The 17,086-nt window shown below is 56.4% G+C and carries 11 protein-coding genes and 3 pseudogenes; 8 read left to right on the top strand and 6 right to left on the bottom strand.

Translation table 11 applies throughout. The annotated features are described in order from the left end of the window. The first annotated feature begins 218 nt into the window (after positions 1-218). From F4827_RS31980 to F4827_RS31960, 5 genes and pseudogenes are all read left to right on the top strand, one after another. Entirely contained in the window at positions 219-1,232 is a 1,014-nt protein-coding gene (locus F4827_RS31980; RefSeq protein ID WP_184124003.1) for an IS110 family transposase, read from the top strand. 991 nt (positions 1,233-2,223) lie between these two features. Further along, positions 2,224-3,216: pseudogene (locus F4827_RS31975) on the top strand (tyrosine-type recombinase/integrase); the annotation flags it as partial. Between the two features lie 660 nt (positions 3,217-3,876). Further along, the gene (locus F4827_RS31970; protein WP_183732294.1) at positions 3,877-6,855 is read left to right on the top strand and encodes a hypothetical protein; all 2,979 of its coding nucleotides are present in this window, start codon (positions 3,877-3,879) and stop codon (positions 6,853-6,855) included. Beyond that, entirely contained in the window at positions 6,852-7,301 is a 450-nt protein-coding gene (locus F4827_RS31965) for a response regulator (RefSeq protein ID WP_183732291.1), read from the top strand. The genes F4827_RS31970 and F4827_RS31965 overlap by 4 nt, the downstream gene beginning before the upstream one ends. After that, positions 7,298-8,434: a nucleoside phosphorylase gene (locus tag F4827_RS31960; RefSeq protein WP_183732288.1), complete on the top strand. Its 1,137-nt coding sequence runs from the start codon at positions 7,298-7,300 to the stop codon at positions 8,432-8,434. Before F4827_RS31965 ends, F4827_RS31960 begins: the two co-directional genes overlap by 4 nt. Positions 8,435-8,491: 57 nt before the next feature. Here the strand turns inward: F4827_RS31960 and F4827_RS31955 are convergent, their stop codons facing one another. From F4827_RS31955 to F4827_RS31945, 3 genes are read right to left on the bottom strand one after another with little or no spacing between them, the layout of a single operon-like run. Further along, positions 8,492-8,773: a hypothetical protein gene (locus F4827_RS31955; protein WP_183732285.1), complete on the bottom strand. Its 282-nt coding sequence runs from the start codon at positions 8,771-8,773 to the stop codon at positions 8,492-8,494. A gap of 39 nt (positions 8,774-8,812) precedes the next feature. After that, the gene (locus F4827_RS31950) at positions 8,813-9,655 is read right to left on the bottom strand and encodes a hypothetical protein (RefSeq protein WP_183732283.1); all 843 of its coding nucleotides are present in this window, start codon (positions 9,653-9,655) and stop codon (positions 8,813-8,815) included. Beyond that, on the bottom strand, positions 9,642-10,811 hold the full coding sequence (locus F4827_RS31945; protein ID WP_183732280.1) for a hypothetical protein: 1,170 nt from the start codon (positions 10,809-10,811) through the stop codon (positions 9,642-9,644). Before F4827_RS31945 ends, F4827_RS31950 begins: the two co-directional genes overlap by 14 nt. Before the next feature lie 571 nt (positions 10,812-11,382). Between F4827_RS31945 and F4827_RS31940 the strand changes: the two genes are divergently transcribed. The 3 genes and pseudogenes from F4827_RS31940 to F4827_RS31930 all read left to right on the top strand — a co-directional run bounded on the left by F4827_RS31940 (position 11,383) and on the right by F4827_RS31930 (position 13,531). Next, positions 11,383-12,015, top strand: coding sequence for a hypothetical protein (locus tag F4827_RS31940; RefSeq protein WP_183732277.1), 633 nt, complete (start codon positions 11,383-11,385; stop codon positions 12,013-12,015). Further along, positions 12,012-13,046, top strand: a pseudogene (locus F4827_RS31935) (helix-turn-helix domain-containing protein); the annotation flags it as partial. The gene F4827_RS31940 and the pseudogene F4827_RS31935, both read left to right, overlap by 4 nt. Positions 13,047-13,054: 8 nt before the next feature. Beyond that, a complete protein-coding gene (locus F4827_RS31930; protein WP_183732271.1) occupies positions 13,055-13,531 on the top strand; it encodes a hypothetical protein in 477 nt (158 codons plus the stop codon). A 216-nt stretch (positions 13,532-13,747) separates the two neighbouring features. On the opposite strand, the gene F4827_RS35670 is transcribed toward F4827_RS31930, so the two are convergent. The 3 genes and pseudogenes from F4827_RS35670 to F4827_RS31915 all read right to left on the bottom strand — a co-directional run bounded on the left by F4827_RS35670 (position 13,748) and on the right by F4827_RS31915 (position 16,689). Further along, positions 13,748-14,674 carry an ATP-binding protein gene (locus F4827_RS35670; protein ID WP_409258880.1) on the bottom strand — a complete coding sequence of 309 codons (927 nt, stop codon included), beginning with the start codon at positions 14,672-14,674 and terminating at the stop codon, positions 13,748-13,750. A 15-nt stretch (positions 14,675-14,689) separates the two neighbouring features. Next, positions 14,690-15,904 (bottom strand): annotated as a pseudogene (locus tag F4827_RS36065) (PAS domain S-box protein); the annotation flags it as partial. Between the two features lie 278 nt (positions 15,905-16,182). Continuing rightward, complete coding sequence (locus F4827_RS31915) at positions 16,183-16,689, bottom strand: response regulator (RefSeq protein ID WP_183732262.1); 507 nt, start codon at positions 16,687-16,689, stop codon at positions 16,183-16,185. Positions 16,690-17,086 lie beyond the last annotated feature (397 nt).

The raw sequence follows: 17,086 nt of genomic DNA, 5'->3' as shown, positions 1-17,086 counted from the left end.
AGCCGGACGACTAACCTGCCAGCAGACTCTGCGACCGATACGCCCAACCTGAAAAAGATCGGCGCTCTGAAAACATGTTGTGCAGATGGTATGGAAGCCTCCCCCCGGTAACGGGCTGCCGGGAAGATGACGTAGCGAATGCAGGACGTCGAGCGTGGGTTCGCCCGAATGTGCGAAAGTGAGAATGCTGGTCAACCATTCTTTACGGAGAATCTGAAATGAAACTCACGATCATCGGGATGGACATTGCCAAGCAGGTATTTCAACTTCATGCGCTCGATCCGCAGAGCGGCCGGGTTGAACGAATCAAACTCAAGCGTGCGCAAGTGCTCGAGTTCTTTGCGAAACGTGCGCCGTCGATTGTCGTGATGGAAGCGTGTGGCAGCGCGCACGACTGGGCGAGACGCTTGCAATCCCTCGGGCATGAAGCGAAGTTAATATCTGCCCGATCGGTGCGGCCGTTTGTAATTCGGAACAAAACTGATGCTGCCGATGCACGGGCAATCTGCACCGCTGCTCAACAGCCAGAGGCACGTTTCGTTGCCGTCAAAAGCGAAGCTCAGCAAACAGTTCTGGCGATACATCGGGTGCGAGCTCAACTAATGAAGTTCCGCATCATGCAAACCAACGCGTTGCGTGGCTTGCTGTACGAATTTGGAGAGATTTTGCCCGAGGGCTATCGGGCCTTCAGCAAAGCATTTCCGGCCGCGCTTGCACGCGCCGCTGAACGTTTGCCAGCCATGCTCATCGACAGTCTGAGAGAACAATGGGTTCGCGCCCAGGATACTGAGCGAGAAATGGCCGTTCTAGAGCAACGGCTTAACAATCTATTTCGCCACAACCCGGACTGTCAGAAGATTGCCGAGATCCCGGGTGTTGGACTTCTGACTGCAACAGCGACCGTCGCAGCTATAGGCGATGTAGGCACGTTCAAATCGGGTCGTGAGTTCGCTGCATGGCTGGGGCTTGTGCCACGACAGTCTGGTACCGGAGGACGGATCCGGCAGATGGGTTTGAGCAAGCGGGGCGACACTTATTTACGCACCCTACTGATGCACGGTGCCCGCTCGGTAATCATCCAGGGCAAACGATCGGATTGGGTTGACGGTTTGCTCAAGCGTAGGCCGTTTAACGTAGCGGTGGCCGCTGTCGCCAACAAGCTGGCAAGAACCATCTGGGCGGTGCTGGCACGACCAGAGAAATATCGGGCCTCGCCAACTGCTACGGCTTAGGCGTAACGATCTACGACATTCACAACTTCCTCAAGGAGCGCAAGCAAGTGCTGCATGATGGCTAACAGGTCGGACCGGGGCGAGGAAAACCCGATAGGGAAGATGAACCGTAGCGTTCGATGTGCAGATGAGGACCTCGCCAGCGAATTCCATTAGGGCCAGCAGGCAGATATCGGCCTGCGAAAACGGGCCGGACATAAGCGTGCTGCCTTTACCTGCCAGCCAACATTGTAGAACTGTTTGCAATCCGGGAGGCGTCCATATAAGACCTTCCCTAACACACCCGTAGAGCACATTAAATGTGTCAACGTTGCGATATTAAAAGTGTCAACAGGCCGTCAGACTGCGCCGCAGGCAGACGAAGCTTCAAGTGCTACGATTTAGCGACGCTCCACGATCGAAATTATGAGGAACCCCTCCTCCCGAGAGAGAGCGCAAACTGAAGCTTCAAACATGGCAGCGATTGATGGGGTGATCGTTGCATCACAGGGTATAGCGGCGGCAATGCGCCCCCAAGATTTCGACCAGAATGTATCCGCGAATTGATTATTGTTAAATAGGATTCCTAATTTCTTGCAATTGAATATTACGGGTAAAAAACAGGTAAATTTGCCACTCAGCACACCTCTGAGACACTCGAAGAAGACAATCGCTTCAGTGGCCGCTGGGTAGTCGAATCTTCGATTAATGGGCACATTTTGGTAGTTTCAGGAAGACAGGATTTCGGACGAGCCGCCTCGAACCGTCATACACTGGCCGTTCGACAAGACCAACCGTCTTGCTGCAACCAACGCGACTTGCATCAGGGACAAGACTGTCAGAAGACGTTCGCTGTGTTGTAGGCGAATTGACACATTCAATATGGTCGCATGTAGATTGACACTTTCATTGCGCTTCGAGTGGCAATAAAACTGTCAATCAGCCACCCCACTTTCGTTGCGTGACGGGGCTTTCCGAAACAATCTGGATTGACAGATTTATTGTGTTCTACGTGTGGGCGATTGTCGAGCGTGGCCGGGCGCTTTCGTCGCTGACGACCGAGGATGCGATCGCCTACCGCGCCTTCCTGCGCAATCCCTCGCCCCACGGGCGCTGGGTCGGGCCGGTGCGGCCCCGTACGTCACCGGACTGGCGGCCGTTCAACGGGAGCCTCTCCGCGCGCTCGGTCGCGCATGCGCTGTCGATCCTGGGCGCCCTGTTCCGCTGGCTCATCGAGCAGCGCAATGTGCTGGCCAATCCGTTTGCAGGGGTGAAGGTACGCGACGCGACGGGATCGAATGTCCTCGATGTCTCGCACGCTTTCAGCGAGGGGGAATGGGCGCTGGTGCGGACGATCGCGGATGGACTGGAATGGTCGTCCGCCTCGTCCGCGTCTACCGGGTCGGCACCGCGCTGGTCGGCACCGGCCGCGCAGCGGCTACGCTTCCTGCTGGATTTTGGTTACGCCACGGGCTTGCGCGCCAGTGAACTCGTCGGCGCGACGCTCGGCCATGTCGAATCCGACCTTCGCAGCGAGTACTGGCTGCGCGTCACGGGCAAGGGCAAGAAACTGGCGCGCGTGGCGCTGCCGCCGCTCGCCTGGGAGGCGCTCGCGCGCTATCTGGCCAAACGCGGACTGCCGGTCACGCAGTTGCACTGGCACCCTGAAACGCCAATCATTGGCAGCCTCGAAGCGGACAGTGGTAACGCGACGGGAACAAGCATTAGCAGCGTGCGCCTGTGGATGGTGATGCGGCGGTTCTTCCTGCTGGCCGCGAAGGCGATCGAGGCCGATCACACGCCGCTCGCGGAGAAGCTGCGCTGCGCGAGTCCACACTGGATGCGGCATACCGACGCCACGCACGCGCTCGGACGCGGCGCGGAGCTGACCACCGTGCGGGACAACCTGCGGCATGCGTCGGTGTCGACCACGTCGATCTACCTGCACAGCGACGAAGTCAAGCGCGCGCGCCAGATCGCAGATGCGTTCTCCGGACGCAGGTGAATGCCGCGGCACCAATACGCCCAGGGTCGGGGTCGGCGCTGCGCGGCGAGGTACTGTTCATCGAATACGCCCTAGAAATCTCTGCGAAAGCGCGCGACTCAGTCTGCGAGTTCACCTGTCACTGCGGCGCAAGACGATGCCGCGGGAGCATGCTTGCTACTGCCTAGATACGCTCCGCCGAGGACTCCAATCACAGTCCACACGTCGATTGCGAGAATCAGTGCCCCAAGGACCCGCAAGCCTCGGCACCTCGTGTGTCCCGAGCCGGTCCAAGGCTGTCGTCCGCGTTGAATGTGACTGTTGCGATCTTAAATCTGTTCTGCGCGCAGCTACCGCCAAAGTGCAGATGACCGGCCAGACCCGCAAGTTGCCAGCGGCTACTTTCTGCGTAGGTGACCCAGCTAGTTTTTTTGCAAGACGGCCTGTCGTCAGTGACGCCAGATTAAGCCAATAATGCTTTCACGATTTCAACGTAGCGTCAGAACTCAAAACTTCTGGACACTCCCAAAGCAGCCATTTTAAGATACTAACTTTTAAGAACTTTTTTCGAACGCTGCTTCCACAAACAATCGAATCATCGGCCGCCTCCGACTTCGGAATGGCTGCCGAAGGCAGCCATTCCTAGCGGAAACCAGCATTCTTAGTAGAACTGGAACCTGAGTGAACAACATATACCAACAACGAGTTACACGGTCGCCCGAGCTCTATCGATTGATCTCCAGCGTACGCGACATCAATAAGAGAAATCTCCTTAGAGGCTACTGCTCCAAGAAAATCATTAGCCCCAGCGAAATTGAGTCGATACGCGACAATAATTCCTTGCTTGACAGCATGACTATTGGCGCCGTCCTGAAAGGTCCCGACGGACTCCTGGAGAGGCCAGGCTCCGGAAGAAAGACAAGCAAGGACTTGTATCGCTTTACTGGTTTTTCGCCAATCGACTGGCGAAATGAAATTGCCTATACGATTGGGTACGTAAACGCATCGACTCAAATTGCATCTGAGATTTTGGGGTACATCAAGAAACTAATGTTTTTGGAGTCATCCGACGCCCGAGAATCTCTGGGCATCATGCTCGAGATGACCAAGAAATTTGGCGCTTCAAATTATCTATCTTACAAACTGGCTTACTTGCGCAGTGCGCGTGCCTTAACCACCAATCAAATGAAGGTGGTTTCGGAAATTGAAATGGAAATCGAACACCGGAATAACGCTGGGATGCACTTCAGTGCACTAGAAAATGTTAGTTCGAAGATTTCACTTTTCCTAGTCGCCCAACGACGTGTAAGTGGACTCGTTGGCAAGGTCGACGGAGAATTCCGACGCGCTCTTTCACTTAGCAATTTCATTCCTACGCCGCTAAACAGAGACGATCTGCCTGGCTTCCTGTTGAGGGCGACCGAATCATCTTTGACCGATACGATCTACGCGCTTCTTGTGATCCTCAATCTCGATGATGAATACCGCAGCGCGCAGGACGAGATTCGCCGCAGAATCACCCACGAACTCGCGATGACCATTGACGAAGTGCGAAGCCATTCTCAGGGCGAAGAAATCGGTACCATCGTCACCGATTACTATCGTTCGCAAAGTCCAGGCGCAGAGGAATCTCTCAATCTTTACCGCGTTGCGTCGGCATTTCTCGAGCGTGAAAAATTTGCAAAATATCGCAATAAATTGGATTGCGTCTTCGGAGCTCGATTATTGTCCGAAATTATCAACGGGAAATATCCAACGCAACCTGCGTCATTCAATGACAAAGATCTTCTGCTAATGCCCGATAACACCCCGGTTGAAGAAATAAACGAGGTGACGCTCGATATCTTTTATCGAACATTTCTATTTCTTAGATTTATCGAAGATAGAATGAACATGATCCAGCTTTCCAAAAATGAAATAAAAATTATTATGGAAAGGACACTAAGCTTGGAAACCTTGCTAACCGAGGAGGAGATACGCTCCCTCTACCTGACAGCACCGGACGAGTCGCGTAGTCTGGTAGCCGTACTCGCACTGGCTCTATTTAAGGCCAAGTCTATCGATCCCGACGTCGATTTCGAGTTTCGGACAGACTTCATTTCGCACGTGAAGGCGGAGCACAAAGCGTCCATTCTCAATTTCATCGAGTTCTTGCTCATTGATTCACCGCAGGTGGCAACTTACATAGTTAGCTCACTTGATGAGGTGACTTTGGAAAAAATGTACACCCTAGTTGCTAACGCTTCACAAGCATCGGAGATCAGGTGTGAAATCCTGCGAGCTATTGGACAAAAACTAGGAAAAATCGAATATATCATCGAATCTGACGCCATCACTACTCGATCAAAATTATCAAAACTACAGCAGTATTTTGACAGCAGCCGAATGTACGTCGATAGCGTAGCAATGAAAAAATGGCTAGACGTAAATCCGTCAGTCGCCACAGAGCAATACCGATCACTGTCGTCCGAACTACGAACAAGCATTTCCACGCTGGGTGAGACTTCTGAAGGTACTATTTACCTCATCCAATTGATCGATCAGAATGAATATCTAATTTCTCAAATTGCCAAGGACGCATTTGAACAGTTCTGCCTGAATCCTGCGTTCGGAATTCAATCGTATCTGGGGCGGCGTATTCGACACAATACGCTTGATGGTGTGACCACCGATACGGTAGATGCCGTTTTGCGGAAATCCGAATTCGGCGTCCTCATGTCCAATTCCCGTATGCGTCGAACCGTCGAAACCTGGATGGATGCGTATAAAGGACTAGTAGACAAGCTGAGACGCGAGCATCTTCAATTCAAGTCGAGCAATTCTCTTTTTAGTTCGAGTTTGGATGAAGATGATTCGACTACAAACGAAAATCTTAGAAATCTATCCATTGCCTTGCGCAATGCGAGTGGCAGTGAACTCATTAACGAGCTGGTCATCGCGTTCTGCTGGAAGCAGATAACACCTCAACTTGAAAACGCCGCACGTTTTATTAAGACCAAATTATTAAATGAGGCAAACTCACTGATAGACAAATTCTTCTCGGGGTCGTTTGGCGCTATCGAAGCACAAATGAAATCGGAGCTGCACGACGCCGTTAACGAGGTGTTCAAAAAAGTCGCCGATTGGTTTCAGGTACCGCAAACAGGATTTATATCTGCTTCTGTAGCTGATCTGTGTCGCATCATCTTCATTGAGCTAAACAGACAGAACCACGTGGAATTCTCCGGGCCGGCGCTTGAACAGAAGTATACGGGCATCACAGTTCATAGAGTCTATGATTGTTTGGCCGCTTTGCTAAAAAATGCCCAAAAGCATGGTGACGCGGACGGACAAATCGGTGTTCATGTCAACGCGGTACGCGCCAATCCATCGTCTGTATTGGAGTATCTTTCAATCGATATTACATCCACCGTGCCGAAAGGAGAATTTTCAAGGTCTCGAAATCGCATCCAGAAGGCCATCGATTCGGCTGAAACAGGCATCGATATGGTAACCGAAGGTTATACGGGTATTAAGAAAGCTAAGTTTATCACCCGCGGATGCGAGGGCATCCATACGGTTCGTTGCACGTCGAGTGACGACGAGCAGAACATAACCTTGAGCTTCTCGATGCACGCTGAAATTGCACAAGAAGACGTATCTAGCGGAGCGACGCCTTGAAAATCCTACTTGTCGAGGATGAGGTTCACAAACGCGACGAAATAATCCAGTGTGTCGACGAAGTACTCAGTGTTCGACCGGAAATCGTTGACGGAGTGAGCAGCGCCGTTTTAAGAGTGCTTGAGGAAGACTACGATCTGATCATTTTAGATATGGCGCTCTCTACATTCGGGGAGCGCGCTGAAGATCTTAAGAAAGGGCACGATCAAGCGCAAGGAGGAATCGAAGTCCTTCGCGCGTTAAAAATGAAAGGGAAGACGACGAAAGTCGTGATTGTTACGCAATACCCTGATTTTTACATCGGCAGCGCAAAGATAAAGTTGAAAAATTCACCAAAAATAGTCAAAGAAAAATACGATCAAGATGTACTTGGAGCGGTTCTTTACCATTACAAATCCAAACCAACGCTTCAACGCATTAGTATGATTTTGAGGATGTGCAAATGAAAGTTATGCTTATCGAAGATGACGAAGGAAAAGCCAAGGCCATTACCTCACATTTGAAGAAAAAGGGGATTCCGAGTTCAGACGTGATCAGAGCCAAAAACATGACCGATTTTGCGGGAAGCTTAGGTGCCGATATTGGTTTATTCATTATCGACTTCAAACTCCCCAGCGTAGATAACGGTATTGCCTCTCAAAACGGGAAGGCAATACTCGAAGCAATTATTAAGGCAGGGAAAAGCAACTCCCTCCTTCTCGCGATTAGCTCGTACCCAAATGATTTTCCGGAGCTGCGAGAATTCTACGAATCCCGTGGATGCATCTTGGCGGACTATTCAAATAAAAAAGGATGGCAGGCGACTCTCGACTCGATCTTGATCCAACTGAAGAGAAATGTGAATTTCGATTTTCTTGTATTTTGTGCTCTTCAGGAAGAAAGGAACCCATACGTTGCATTGCTTGGAGGTCGACAGGTCACAAGGGCAGACATCGATTGCTTAGACGTGTCGATTGGTACGCGCAAAGGAACAGTGGTATTAATGCCCAACATGGGACTGGTAAATGCGGCAGTGACTGCCGCGCTATGTATCGATCGATTTAAGCCTGCTGTTGTCGGCATGAGCGGGATCTGTGGTGGTTTTAGCAATCGCGCGGCGATGGGCCAACTCTTCGTATCGAGCATGGCATATGAGTATCAATCCGGGAAGTGGACTACCGATGGTTTCAAGCACGAACCGTATCAGGTGCCAACTGACCCTCTTCTGCTTGCAAGGTTGCGTGCGCTGGTCAATAAGGATAATTTCATCGACGAGTTGGAATCTGGATTTCGCGGAGGGAAGCGCCCGACTGAACAACACAAGCCCGATCTGGGGATTTTTACCAGCGGCTCAGCCGTAATCGCTGACAAACAGTATTTAGAGCAAATTCAGATTATTCATAGAAAAGTCAGCGCTTTGGATATGGAAGTATTTGCTATTCAGAGGGCTGCAGAATTGTCGCCAGCGAGACCGAAATGTATTTGCGCTAAGACGGTCGTGGATCTATGCGACTCCGAAAAGGACGATGACCTTCACGCGTATGGCTCCTATATTTCCGCAAAATTCATGGTCAAGGCGATTACAGACTCCTTTTCATAGAATGGGACTCGGTCCTATCTGTCCGCCCTGAATAATGCGTTTTGTCCTTCATCAGCGTTAGACGATAGGCGTTGCCTGATAGACAGGAACGAACAACGCGACAAGAACGAGGGCACAAAAAAAGCCGCAGCTTTCTCCGGGTCCCCAAAGATCGGATTCGAGGGGGGAACCGCGGAAGGGATGATAGCGGGGGCAAAACGCTATTGGGATTCTGGGCAGGCGGGCGGACACGTCAAGAACATCGAAGCGGGCCGCGAGCAGGCCGCAATCATTGAGCCATTGTTCCGCACCGCTGCGGTTCAATCGCTTTCCTTCTTGAAATAAAAGGCGGGGGAACATCAGCTCCCACGCCTTTTATTTGTGCATTTCCAGCCAGTGCTATTTGCTGTGACTCTTGGACGCGCGCGCTCGCTTGACTGGCGTTGAACGATGGATTTCCTTATACCCCCCCGAAGACCTCGTTGCGTTCCTGGCAATCAGTCCCGTTAGCAGTTTTTCCTTGGCGTCACTGTAGTCGGTGTTACCAGAATCGGCAGCCGCACGTATCAACCCGTGGGCTTGCATCTTATGCTTGAATATCCCGGATAGTTGCGGCGTACGATCCCGCGAGTACTCGTTGCTGCATACAACGACACCGAATCCCTTTGCGGCAGCCCGTGCCAGCTGCTTCTTTTGCTGCGTCAGCTTCACTTCCTCATGATCAGTGAGGTGCAGGAGGAAAACTTCATCAGCGATTTCGAGTGGGAAGTGCGTGGAGTTTGCTTGAATCGGCAGGCACTTCACGATGTGGGTGATTGTTCCCTGCTGAAACTTTGGAAAGGGAATCTTTTCAGCCGTGGCCGGTGGCCCGGCACGAAGTGCTTTCTTGTTGACTTTTACCACCGGGTGCACCGCGGAGCAAACCGTCTCTGCGGGTGTCGGGGCATTCGTCACTGGCCTTGGGCTACCGACTGCGCGGTTCGCACCACCAAGTTCATCGAGCTTGCTGCGCATACGCGCGAGTATCGCTGTCCGGTCGGCCTTCAGTCTGGCGAGGGCTTCGGAACGTTCCGTCGGAATGTCAACGCGACTGCGCGCCCCGTCCACACGATCCAGCAGACTGGCTTGTGCCTGCAGATCTTTGAACTCCACATTGGCAAAGTGGGCACGGGTCAGCACTCGCGCACCGGGAACGCCGGGCGACAGCTGGATGATCTTGCTGATCAGTTCATTCCGGTCCATTTATCTCACCTGACAGCGTAGCGATAGTGTGCAGCAGGTTCTCGGCAAGCTGGTAGGCCACTTCAACCAAAGATGCGACCCCAATATCTGGGAAATCTGGCAAAGGACGACTAGCAGCGAAGCTGGCGAGCACGGAGCGATCCGTATCTTCTGGCATTCTATCAAGAAGTTTCGCGACTTCTGTGGCCCGGTACCCACAGATGATCTGCTGCGTCAACGCCTCATTCAGAAGGTCAACGACAAGCTCCCATTCTTCAGTGCAGTCAATGACAAGTAACAGGGACATGAGACGCTTGAGCGCCTTGAATATACAGCGGGCCCGTTCTTCGACACTGGCCGCCTCGGAGGCGGACACAAAATAGCTGATGGCCTCGCCACGCAGCCATGCGAGGTAGCGGCCAAGTTCACTAGGCAGGACGAGTGGACGCTTGGGGGTCGTATCGTTTTCGTGAATGACCGCTTCCTGAAACTGGAAACTCTGACTGAGTCTCGGATCGTCGTCCCCGTAAAAAGGGATTACTACGTTGGTAACCGCAAGCGGACCATAGTTCCGGGTTGTAGATATATAGTCAAACTTAATTCGACCAATTTTTCGATAGTATTCATCGCTCTCCAGATCTGAAGCGAACTGCTTCAAACACGGCTCGAACGGACGGTTATGATCAGACTTTTCAATCGCGAGCGTTACGAGCACGCAGGGCAATTGCAGCATTTCTTTTTTTTGCGCGCTATCGAGCAGGTCAGCTGCGCTGCCGCCAAAGTACTCACAGAAGTCAATGTCGCTGATGGCCTGGACACGGCCAAGTGCGGTCGAACTACCGCTCAGGCAGAAACTGTTGCCAGTGCCTAGGCGAACCTGGTCGACGAGTTCATCGAGGAAGCCGAGTTGTGCATCGTCAGGAAATACAGGAGTCAGGTAATACGGTATGTTGTAGATGCGCTTGCCAAGCGTTCGGGCCAGATAGCCGGGCGCGTCAATGCGGGCGCGGACGTCAGGGTCTGCAAGGAAGCGTTCGACATGAAGGCTTCGAGCGAGGATAAGGTCGTGCACCAGTGCGACGTCCGGCAAATTGGTGCCCAGTTCGTTCGACATCATGCAGCGGACCAGCAACTGCGAATCAGCCCCCCCCTTTTCGAATCCTGCTTCCCCGATCATCCAGTCAGTCCCGTGAAGTAATTGTCCGCGTGACCTGCAACACCCGGTCACCACAATCCACATCGGGCAGATTGCAGACAGCCTTCCATTTTAATCTGGAATCATCATGCGTGCGGGTGCAACCATGCGTCGTGGCATTCAAGCGTCGGATGTGGCTCGATAAGACCCACTCATATCGAGCCTGACTCGCCTACGTTTGCAACGCGAAGCGACATTACGCTCGGAATGTCAGTTCCTGAAGACGCGCGCCAGCGTGCCGATGCAACCGCTGCGATGAAGACCGGAACCGCTGATTAACGGTAGCCGCCAGGCGGACAACGTCGGCGCAGCGGGCACGAGCGTCAGCAGCGTGCGCCTGTGGATGGCGCTGCGCCGGTTCTTCTTGCTGACCACGCGTAGAACAAAGCAAAGATGTCAATTCGAAATCCCTGAAGCGTAAGGATTCCGCACATCGAATTGACGACTTTATTTGCGGTCTCAACGAAATAAAGTCGTCAATTCGCATAAGTCCGCATTAAATTCGTCAATTCGCGTTCTAGACTTCGAATCCCGCTCCTAAGGTCTTGATCTTATGGACGTTCCTGCACACCTGACGCAGCCGGTCGCGTTCGCGCGTGCGCGCGGCGCACACCGCTTCGAAGTCTTCAGCCCGAAACTCAAACGCCGGCTGACGCTCGACCGACGCTGCGCCGTCGATCAATGGTTCCTGCTCGAATCCGATCCGACCGTGCGCGTCTTTTGCGAGCGTCCAGGCTTTGCCCAGTTCGAGGGCCGGCGATATCTCATCGATTTCCACGTCCGCTACGCTGACCGTCAAGAACTGCTGCTCCTACCCGATCCGGTCATCGTGGAAGACGGCAATCCTCGTCCGGTCGTTGATGCCAGCGCGATGACTGTGCGCCACGTCGAGCACGCAGAGCTGGTGGCCTCGCGTATCTGGGTCGACAACTGGCAGCGCATGCTGCCGTGTCTGATCGCCACACGCGATCTCGTGCCGGCTTCGCTGCTCAACTCGATCGAGTGCTTCGTCGCAACGTCTCAGTCATTGCTCGACATCGAGCGAGAATTCTCAACGGGCGACCCCGTCGTCGTGCGCGCGGCCCTGTTCGGCCTGTTGCACACGGGCCGCGTGACAGCGCCCGAATTGCGCACCGAGCCACTCTCGTGGCTCACGCGCTTTGCTGCTGCCGAGGTTCGCTCATGAGTCGCCGCAAACCCGAACTGCAAGCACTTGACCTGACGATCTGGCCGACCGTGGCGTGGACCGAGTTCGATGCACCTGCGCGCACGCGCATCAAGCTTCGGATGCAGGCAATCGAACGTTACGCGCGCGGCGAGCCTGTCAAGGACATCGAACATGCGACCGGTGTGAATCGCCGGCAGCTCTATCGCTTGCTCGACCGGGCGCTCGAACTGCATCACGACGGGCGCATCTATGGGTTTCGCGCGCTGATTGCGCATGTCCGCGTAGCGGAGTACGTCCGTGTGCGCCCCGTCACCGTACAAGGCGAGCGGGGCAGCCGTGGCGCCGTAGGCGCCCTTTCACTACTGTTTGAGCGTTACCCTACCCTCGCCGGCTGGCTCCGGCTGCAGCTCAAGCAGCGCCGCGTCAAGCTTGATCAGCGCCATACAGACGGCGCTCTGCATACGCGCCTGCGCGGCCTGCAAGCATTGCACACTGAATTCCTGCAGCAGTGCCGGCAAGTGGGCGTGACTGCGGCGGACTATCCATTCAATACGGCAGGCCACGCGATTCGCTCCCTATCGGCGTGCGTGAAGGCGGAGCTGCTACGCAGCTTCGGTACTGCTGCGCGCGCGGCCGGCGCCTCGCACCTCAAAGGCTTGCCCCGCCCCGATGATGAGGCAGGCGCGCCAGCGGCAAGCCGCCCCTATCAGGTCGTCGAATTCGATGGCCACAAGCTCGACATCCGGCTCAAGGTAGTCGTGTCCGATCCGCTGGGCTTGAAGCACGAGTTCGAAATCGAGCGGGTTTGGCTGCTTGTCATCATCGACGTCTGCACGCGCGCGGTGCTCGGCTACCACCTTGTGCTCGCTCGCGAGTACAGCCGCTACGACGTCATCAAGACCATCGAGAAAGCGCTTGAACCCCACCCCGCGCGCATCTTCAGCATTCCCGGTCTCGCATACGGAACACACGACGGGTATCCCTCCCAGCGTCTGCCCGAGCTGGCCTACGTGGCGTGGGAGTGGATAAAGCTCGATAACGCGAAGGCGTAGCGCCGGTGCGCGACGACATCGACCTCATGCGCCTGCGCCGCATCCTCCGCCTGCCCGAGCACATCTTGCGCGTCTCGTTGCTCGATGCGGCACGCTCAGGTCGGTATCACGCGACGTTCCGGTATTGCCGACCGTGCGTGGCGCACGGTTACCACAGTGTGCTGCATCAGTTCGAGGATGAAGATCGCTGCCCGGCGCATCATCAATTTCTCGAAACGCGCTGTCCGCACTGCCGGCGCGAGACGCCCTACCTCGTCAACACCAGCGTGATCGATGCGCCGTTTCGATGCATCTGGCGCGGTTCACACTTCTGTTATGGGCACCTTTCGCTCCTCTCGACCACGCCTGCGATGCGCAGGCAGGACCGCCTCGCCCTGACTCGCCGATTGCGTCTGCGCTTGGGCAACGGCATGGGCACAGCGGTCGCTCAAGGGCCGATCGCTGCCCCCTTTGTTGACACCTGTACGACGCCAAGCCGGTGACAACTTTAATTCGCTTTCCGTAAATGCTTGAATTTACGGCGATTTTTCGACCGCCTTCGCGATGAATTCGCGAAGTGACATCTTTATTAGCGAAGTTGTGACATCTTTAATTTGGTCTACGTCAAGACATACCCGATCACAGCCCAGATGATTAGTTATCCGTATCAGATCAAGCCTGCGCTACGCATTACGGCACCGCAATGCCGCGGCACACAGTCAGCACGGCGCTTCGCCTGCTAACGCGTCGCGCACCGCCTTGGCCAGATCGATCCGCAGCACAGGTTTTTTCAGGACCGCATGCACGCCAAGCGTGCGCGACTGTGCCGCCACGACAGCATTGCCGTAACCGCTCATAAGCAGGACAGGCAAGTCGGGGCGCACGGCCCTGATCTGCCTGATCAGGTCGATGCCCGTCATTTCCGGCATGGTGTGATCGGTGAGGACGAGATCGAATCGCGATGGTTCGGCGAGGAACGCCTCCAGCGCCTCGCACGGCGAAGAGAATCCGAGCGGCTCGTATCCAAGCTCGGCCAGCAGGTCCTCGCAGAGTTCGACCAGCACGCGCTCGTCGTCCACCAGCAGGACTGTCTCGCCGTTTCCGCGCCATGTGTCGAGGACCGGCGGCGAGGCAGCGGCCGGGCGGCTGTCGGACAGCGGCAGGTAGATGTTGAACTGCGTGCCGCGCCCGACCTCGCTCTGTACTTCGATGCCGCCGCCATACTCCTTGATGATGCCGTCCACCAGCGAAAGGCCGAGACCTGTGCCGCCTGTCGTTTTTCGGGTCGTGAAGAACGGATCGAACATGCGCTCCTGAACTTCCGGACTGATACCCGCCCCGGTGTCCGCTACGCCGATGCGGACGTAGGCACCGGGCTGGAGGGTCCCCGAATGCAGCGCACGGGCTTCACCGCTCGCGACTTCCTGCGCCGACACGGTGATCGTGCCCTGCCCCTCCAGCGCGTGACGCGCGTTGCTGCACAGATTCATCACCACCTGATGAAGATGCGTGGGGTCGCCTAGCACATAAGCCTGCGGCGCGTCGAGCTGGAGAACGACCTCCATCGCGGGCGGCAGACTTGCCTTGAAAAGCTCCACGGTCTCGACCAGGACACTCTCCACATGCACCGGCAGACGCGCGGTCATGCCGCTGCGGCTGAACGCGAGAATCCGCTCGACCAGCAGGCTCGCTCGCATGCCCGCGTTGAGCACCTGCTGGGCGTCGCGTCGCAGCGGCGAGTCCGCGCCGAGCGCGCGGAACACGCGCTCGCCGTAGCCCAGGATCGCGCTGAGGATGTTGTTGAAATCGTGGGCGATCCCGCCCGCGAACGTGCCGAGCGCTTCGAGCTTCTGCGACTGGCGCAACTGGGCCTCAAGGCGCAGGCGTTCCGCCTCGGCCTCGCGCCGCGCGCTCACGTCGTCGATCACGGCGACCAGCATGCCGCCCAGCGCGCCGGTTTCGGAGAGCCGCGAGATGGTGATCTCCGTCCAGATGACCCGGCCGTCACGGTGAAGATAGCGCTTCTCGAACTTGACGGAGAAGCGCTCGCCGCGCTCCAGTTCCGCGACCTTGGCACGCGTGAGTTCGACGTCGTCGGGATGCGTGATGTCGGAGGCGGCCAATTAATGCAATTCGTCGAGAGAATATCCCACCATGCGCTTGAATGCGGGATTGGCGACCATGTAGGGCTGGTTGGGCTGCAACATCACGATGCCTACAGGCGCCTCGTCGAACACCGCGCGCCAGCGCTGCTCGCCTGCCCGCAGTTCACGGTTGGCCAGCGCCTGACGGCGCACCTGACGCACCATTGCGTACAACAAAAGGAGCACGAACGACGAGATCGCCAGGGTGCGCGCGAGTGTCGTCCACGTGTTGCGACGCCACTCGCGCAGGATGTCCGCGCGCGGACGGCCAACGTCGATGGTCAGCGGATAGCCCGGCACCGGTGATCGCGCGGGTTCGAGGTCGCTCAGCTTCTCTGGTCCGAGGGATGCACCCGCTGAGCAGTGAAAGCCGCTCGCGACGCCCTTGCCTGCCACCGTCAGGATCAGGCCTTCGTCACGCGCCATGGCCGCCAGCCGGGCGAGTAGCGCGGCGCAGTCAATATTGGCCACAACCGGGACGGCACCCCGCCCGTTCTGCGCGGCGAGACGAACGAGCAGCGGGAATATCGCCGCGTCGGCGGCCGGCGAAGCGACGGCGTGTGCAGACGACGGCCAGCAGGAATGCACCCAGACGCCGTCCGGACGCGCCTCGTCCACCACTTCACGCTCGTTTGCGCAGCCGCCGGCTGTGAGCGAGCGAAGCTGCGGGATGCGCGCGCGCGCCCCCTGCTCGAACGCCGCGAACGTGTCCTTGCTGGCCACGCCTGGCATCAGATCGGCTTCGTACTGGAGCGTCGCCGGAATCCGGTCGATGGTGCTGCCAATCTGCTCGGCCAGCACGCGCGCGACGAGTTCCATCGTGCGGTGGCCCGCGGCAAGCGTGGTTTGTCGGTCCTGCCGAACGCTATAGAAAGCAGCCACGCAGACGAGCGTAACAAGCAGAAGGCCGCCCACAACCGTCGTGCGGTAACGGCTGTGGATCGGCCAGCCGTCGTATGCACCGCCGGGGGCGCCGGGGTCCGACATGAACGGAGTTCGCGCAGCAGGTTTCACTGGCCGGGTTCGCCCATGAGTTGTCTTACGTTGGCAACGAGCGCGTCGCAGTCGAGCGGTTTCGCGAGGACCCGATCCGCGCCGAGTTGCACCGCGACCGACGCCGCCGTGGCCGCATTGAACCGGAAACGGCCCGAGATGGCAACGATTCGCGCGTCAGCATGAAGCGCGCGCAAGGCGCGCAAGTTATCCGCGCCGTCCGTCTTCGGCTCGCCGAGGTCGACCACCAGCACCCTCGCCGCCGTGCCCGCATGGGCCGCGGCGAGCGACGCTGACACCGCGAAGCCTGCATCGTGCAGAGTCGCGACAATCAGGTCGCGCATCGCCGGGTCGTCCTCGATAACAAGAATTTTGTCCGCACTCACAGTATTCCCTTGCCTCGCCGCCATGCGCAACCGGCGCAGGCTGATGGAACAATCGTAGGTGAGCGCGGTTACCCGCTGGTTTCGGGCCGCGGACCGCCAGATTACATCCGAAACATAGGCCTGCCGGTCATCGCGCAAAACGTACGCTCGTGGCGGCGCCGGGCGAACCGCAGCGCTGCGCCTTCTTTCGGGAATGGACGGCGTGGATGCGGGCCGCTCAGCTCCCGAAGTAGATGTTGCAGAACGAAACGGGACCAACACATTCATCCTTCTTCGCGGCCGGTTTTTGCGCCTCGGCGCGGCCTGCGGGCTGCGGGCTGCGCGCCGAAATGCGCGACGGACTGCGTGCCGTTGTTCGCGGCGGTCTGGCTGCTAGCGGCCTCAGCCTGAGGCGGGTTGCCCTGCGCGTGAGCGACAGCGGCGCAAAGGGAGAGGGAGAGAAGGAGGTATTTCAGGGATTTCACGGCTGGACTCCAGACAAACAGTAAAACGCGCTGCAACGGGTAAAACTATATGACGCCGTGACATCCACATT

Origin of the sequence: Paraburkholderia bannensis (assembly GCF_014200455.1) — a bacterium.
GTDB lineage: Bacteria > Pseudomonadota > Gammaproteobacteria > Burkholderiales > Burkholderiaceae > Paraburkholderia > Paraburkholderia bannensis_A.
Note: the sequence above shows the minus strand (reverse complement) of the source record. Positions and strands in the feature narration are given on the sequence as shown.

What these genes read in the sequence shown, in the direction of transcription:
- F4827_RS31950 (WP_183732283.1), bottom strand. Translation starts at nt 9,655, where the DNA reads ATGGACCGGAATGAACTGATCAGCAAGATCATCCAGCTGTCGCCCGGC.
- F4827_RS35670 (WP_409258880.1), bottom strand. Translation starts at nt 14,674, where the DNA reads ATGACCGCGCGTCTGCCGGTGCATGTGGAGAGTGTCCTGGTCGAGACC.
- F4827_RS31980 (WP_184124003.1), top strand. Translation starts at nt 219, where the DNA reads ATGAAACTCACGATCATCGGGATGGACATTGCCAAGCAGGTATTTCAA.
- F4827_RS31960 (WP_183732288.1), top strand. Translation starts at nt 7,298, where the DNA reads ATGAAAGTTATGCTTATCGAAGATGACGAAGGAAAAGCCAAGGCCATT.
- F4827_RS31945 (WP_183732280.1), bottom strand. Translation starts at nt 10,811, where the DNA reads ATGATCGGGGAAGCAGGATTCGAAAAGGGGGGGGCTGATTCGCAGTTG.
- F4827_RS31940 (WP_183732277.1), top strand. Translation starts at nt 11,383, where the DNA reads ATGGACGTTCCTGCACACCTGACGCAGCCGGTCGCGTTCGCGCGTGCG.
- F4827_RS31955 (WP_183732285.1), bottom strand. Translation starts at nt 8,773, where the DNA reads ATGTTCCCCCGCCTTTTATTTCAAGAAGGAAAGCGATTGAACCGCAGC.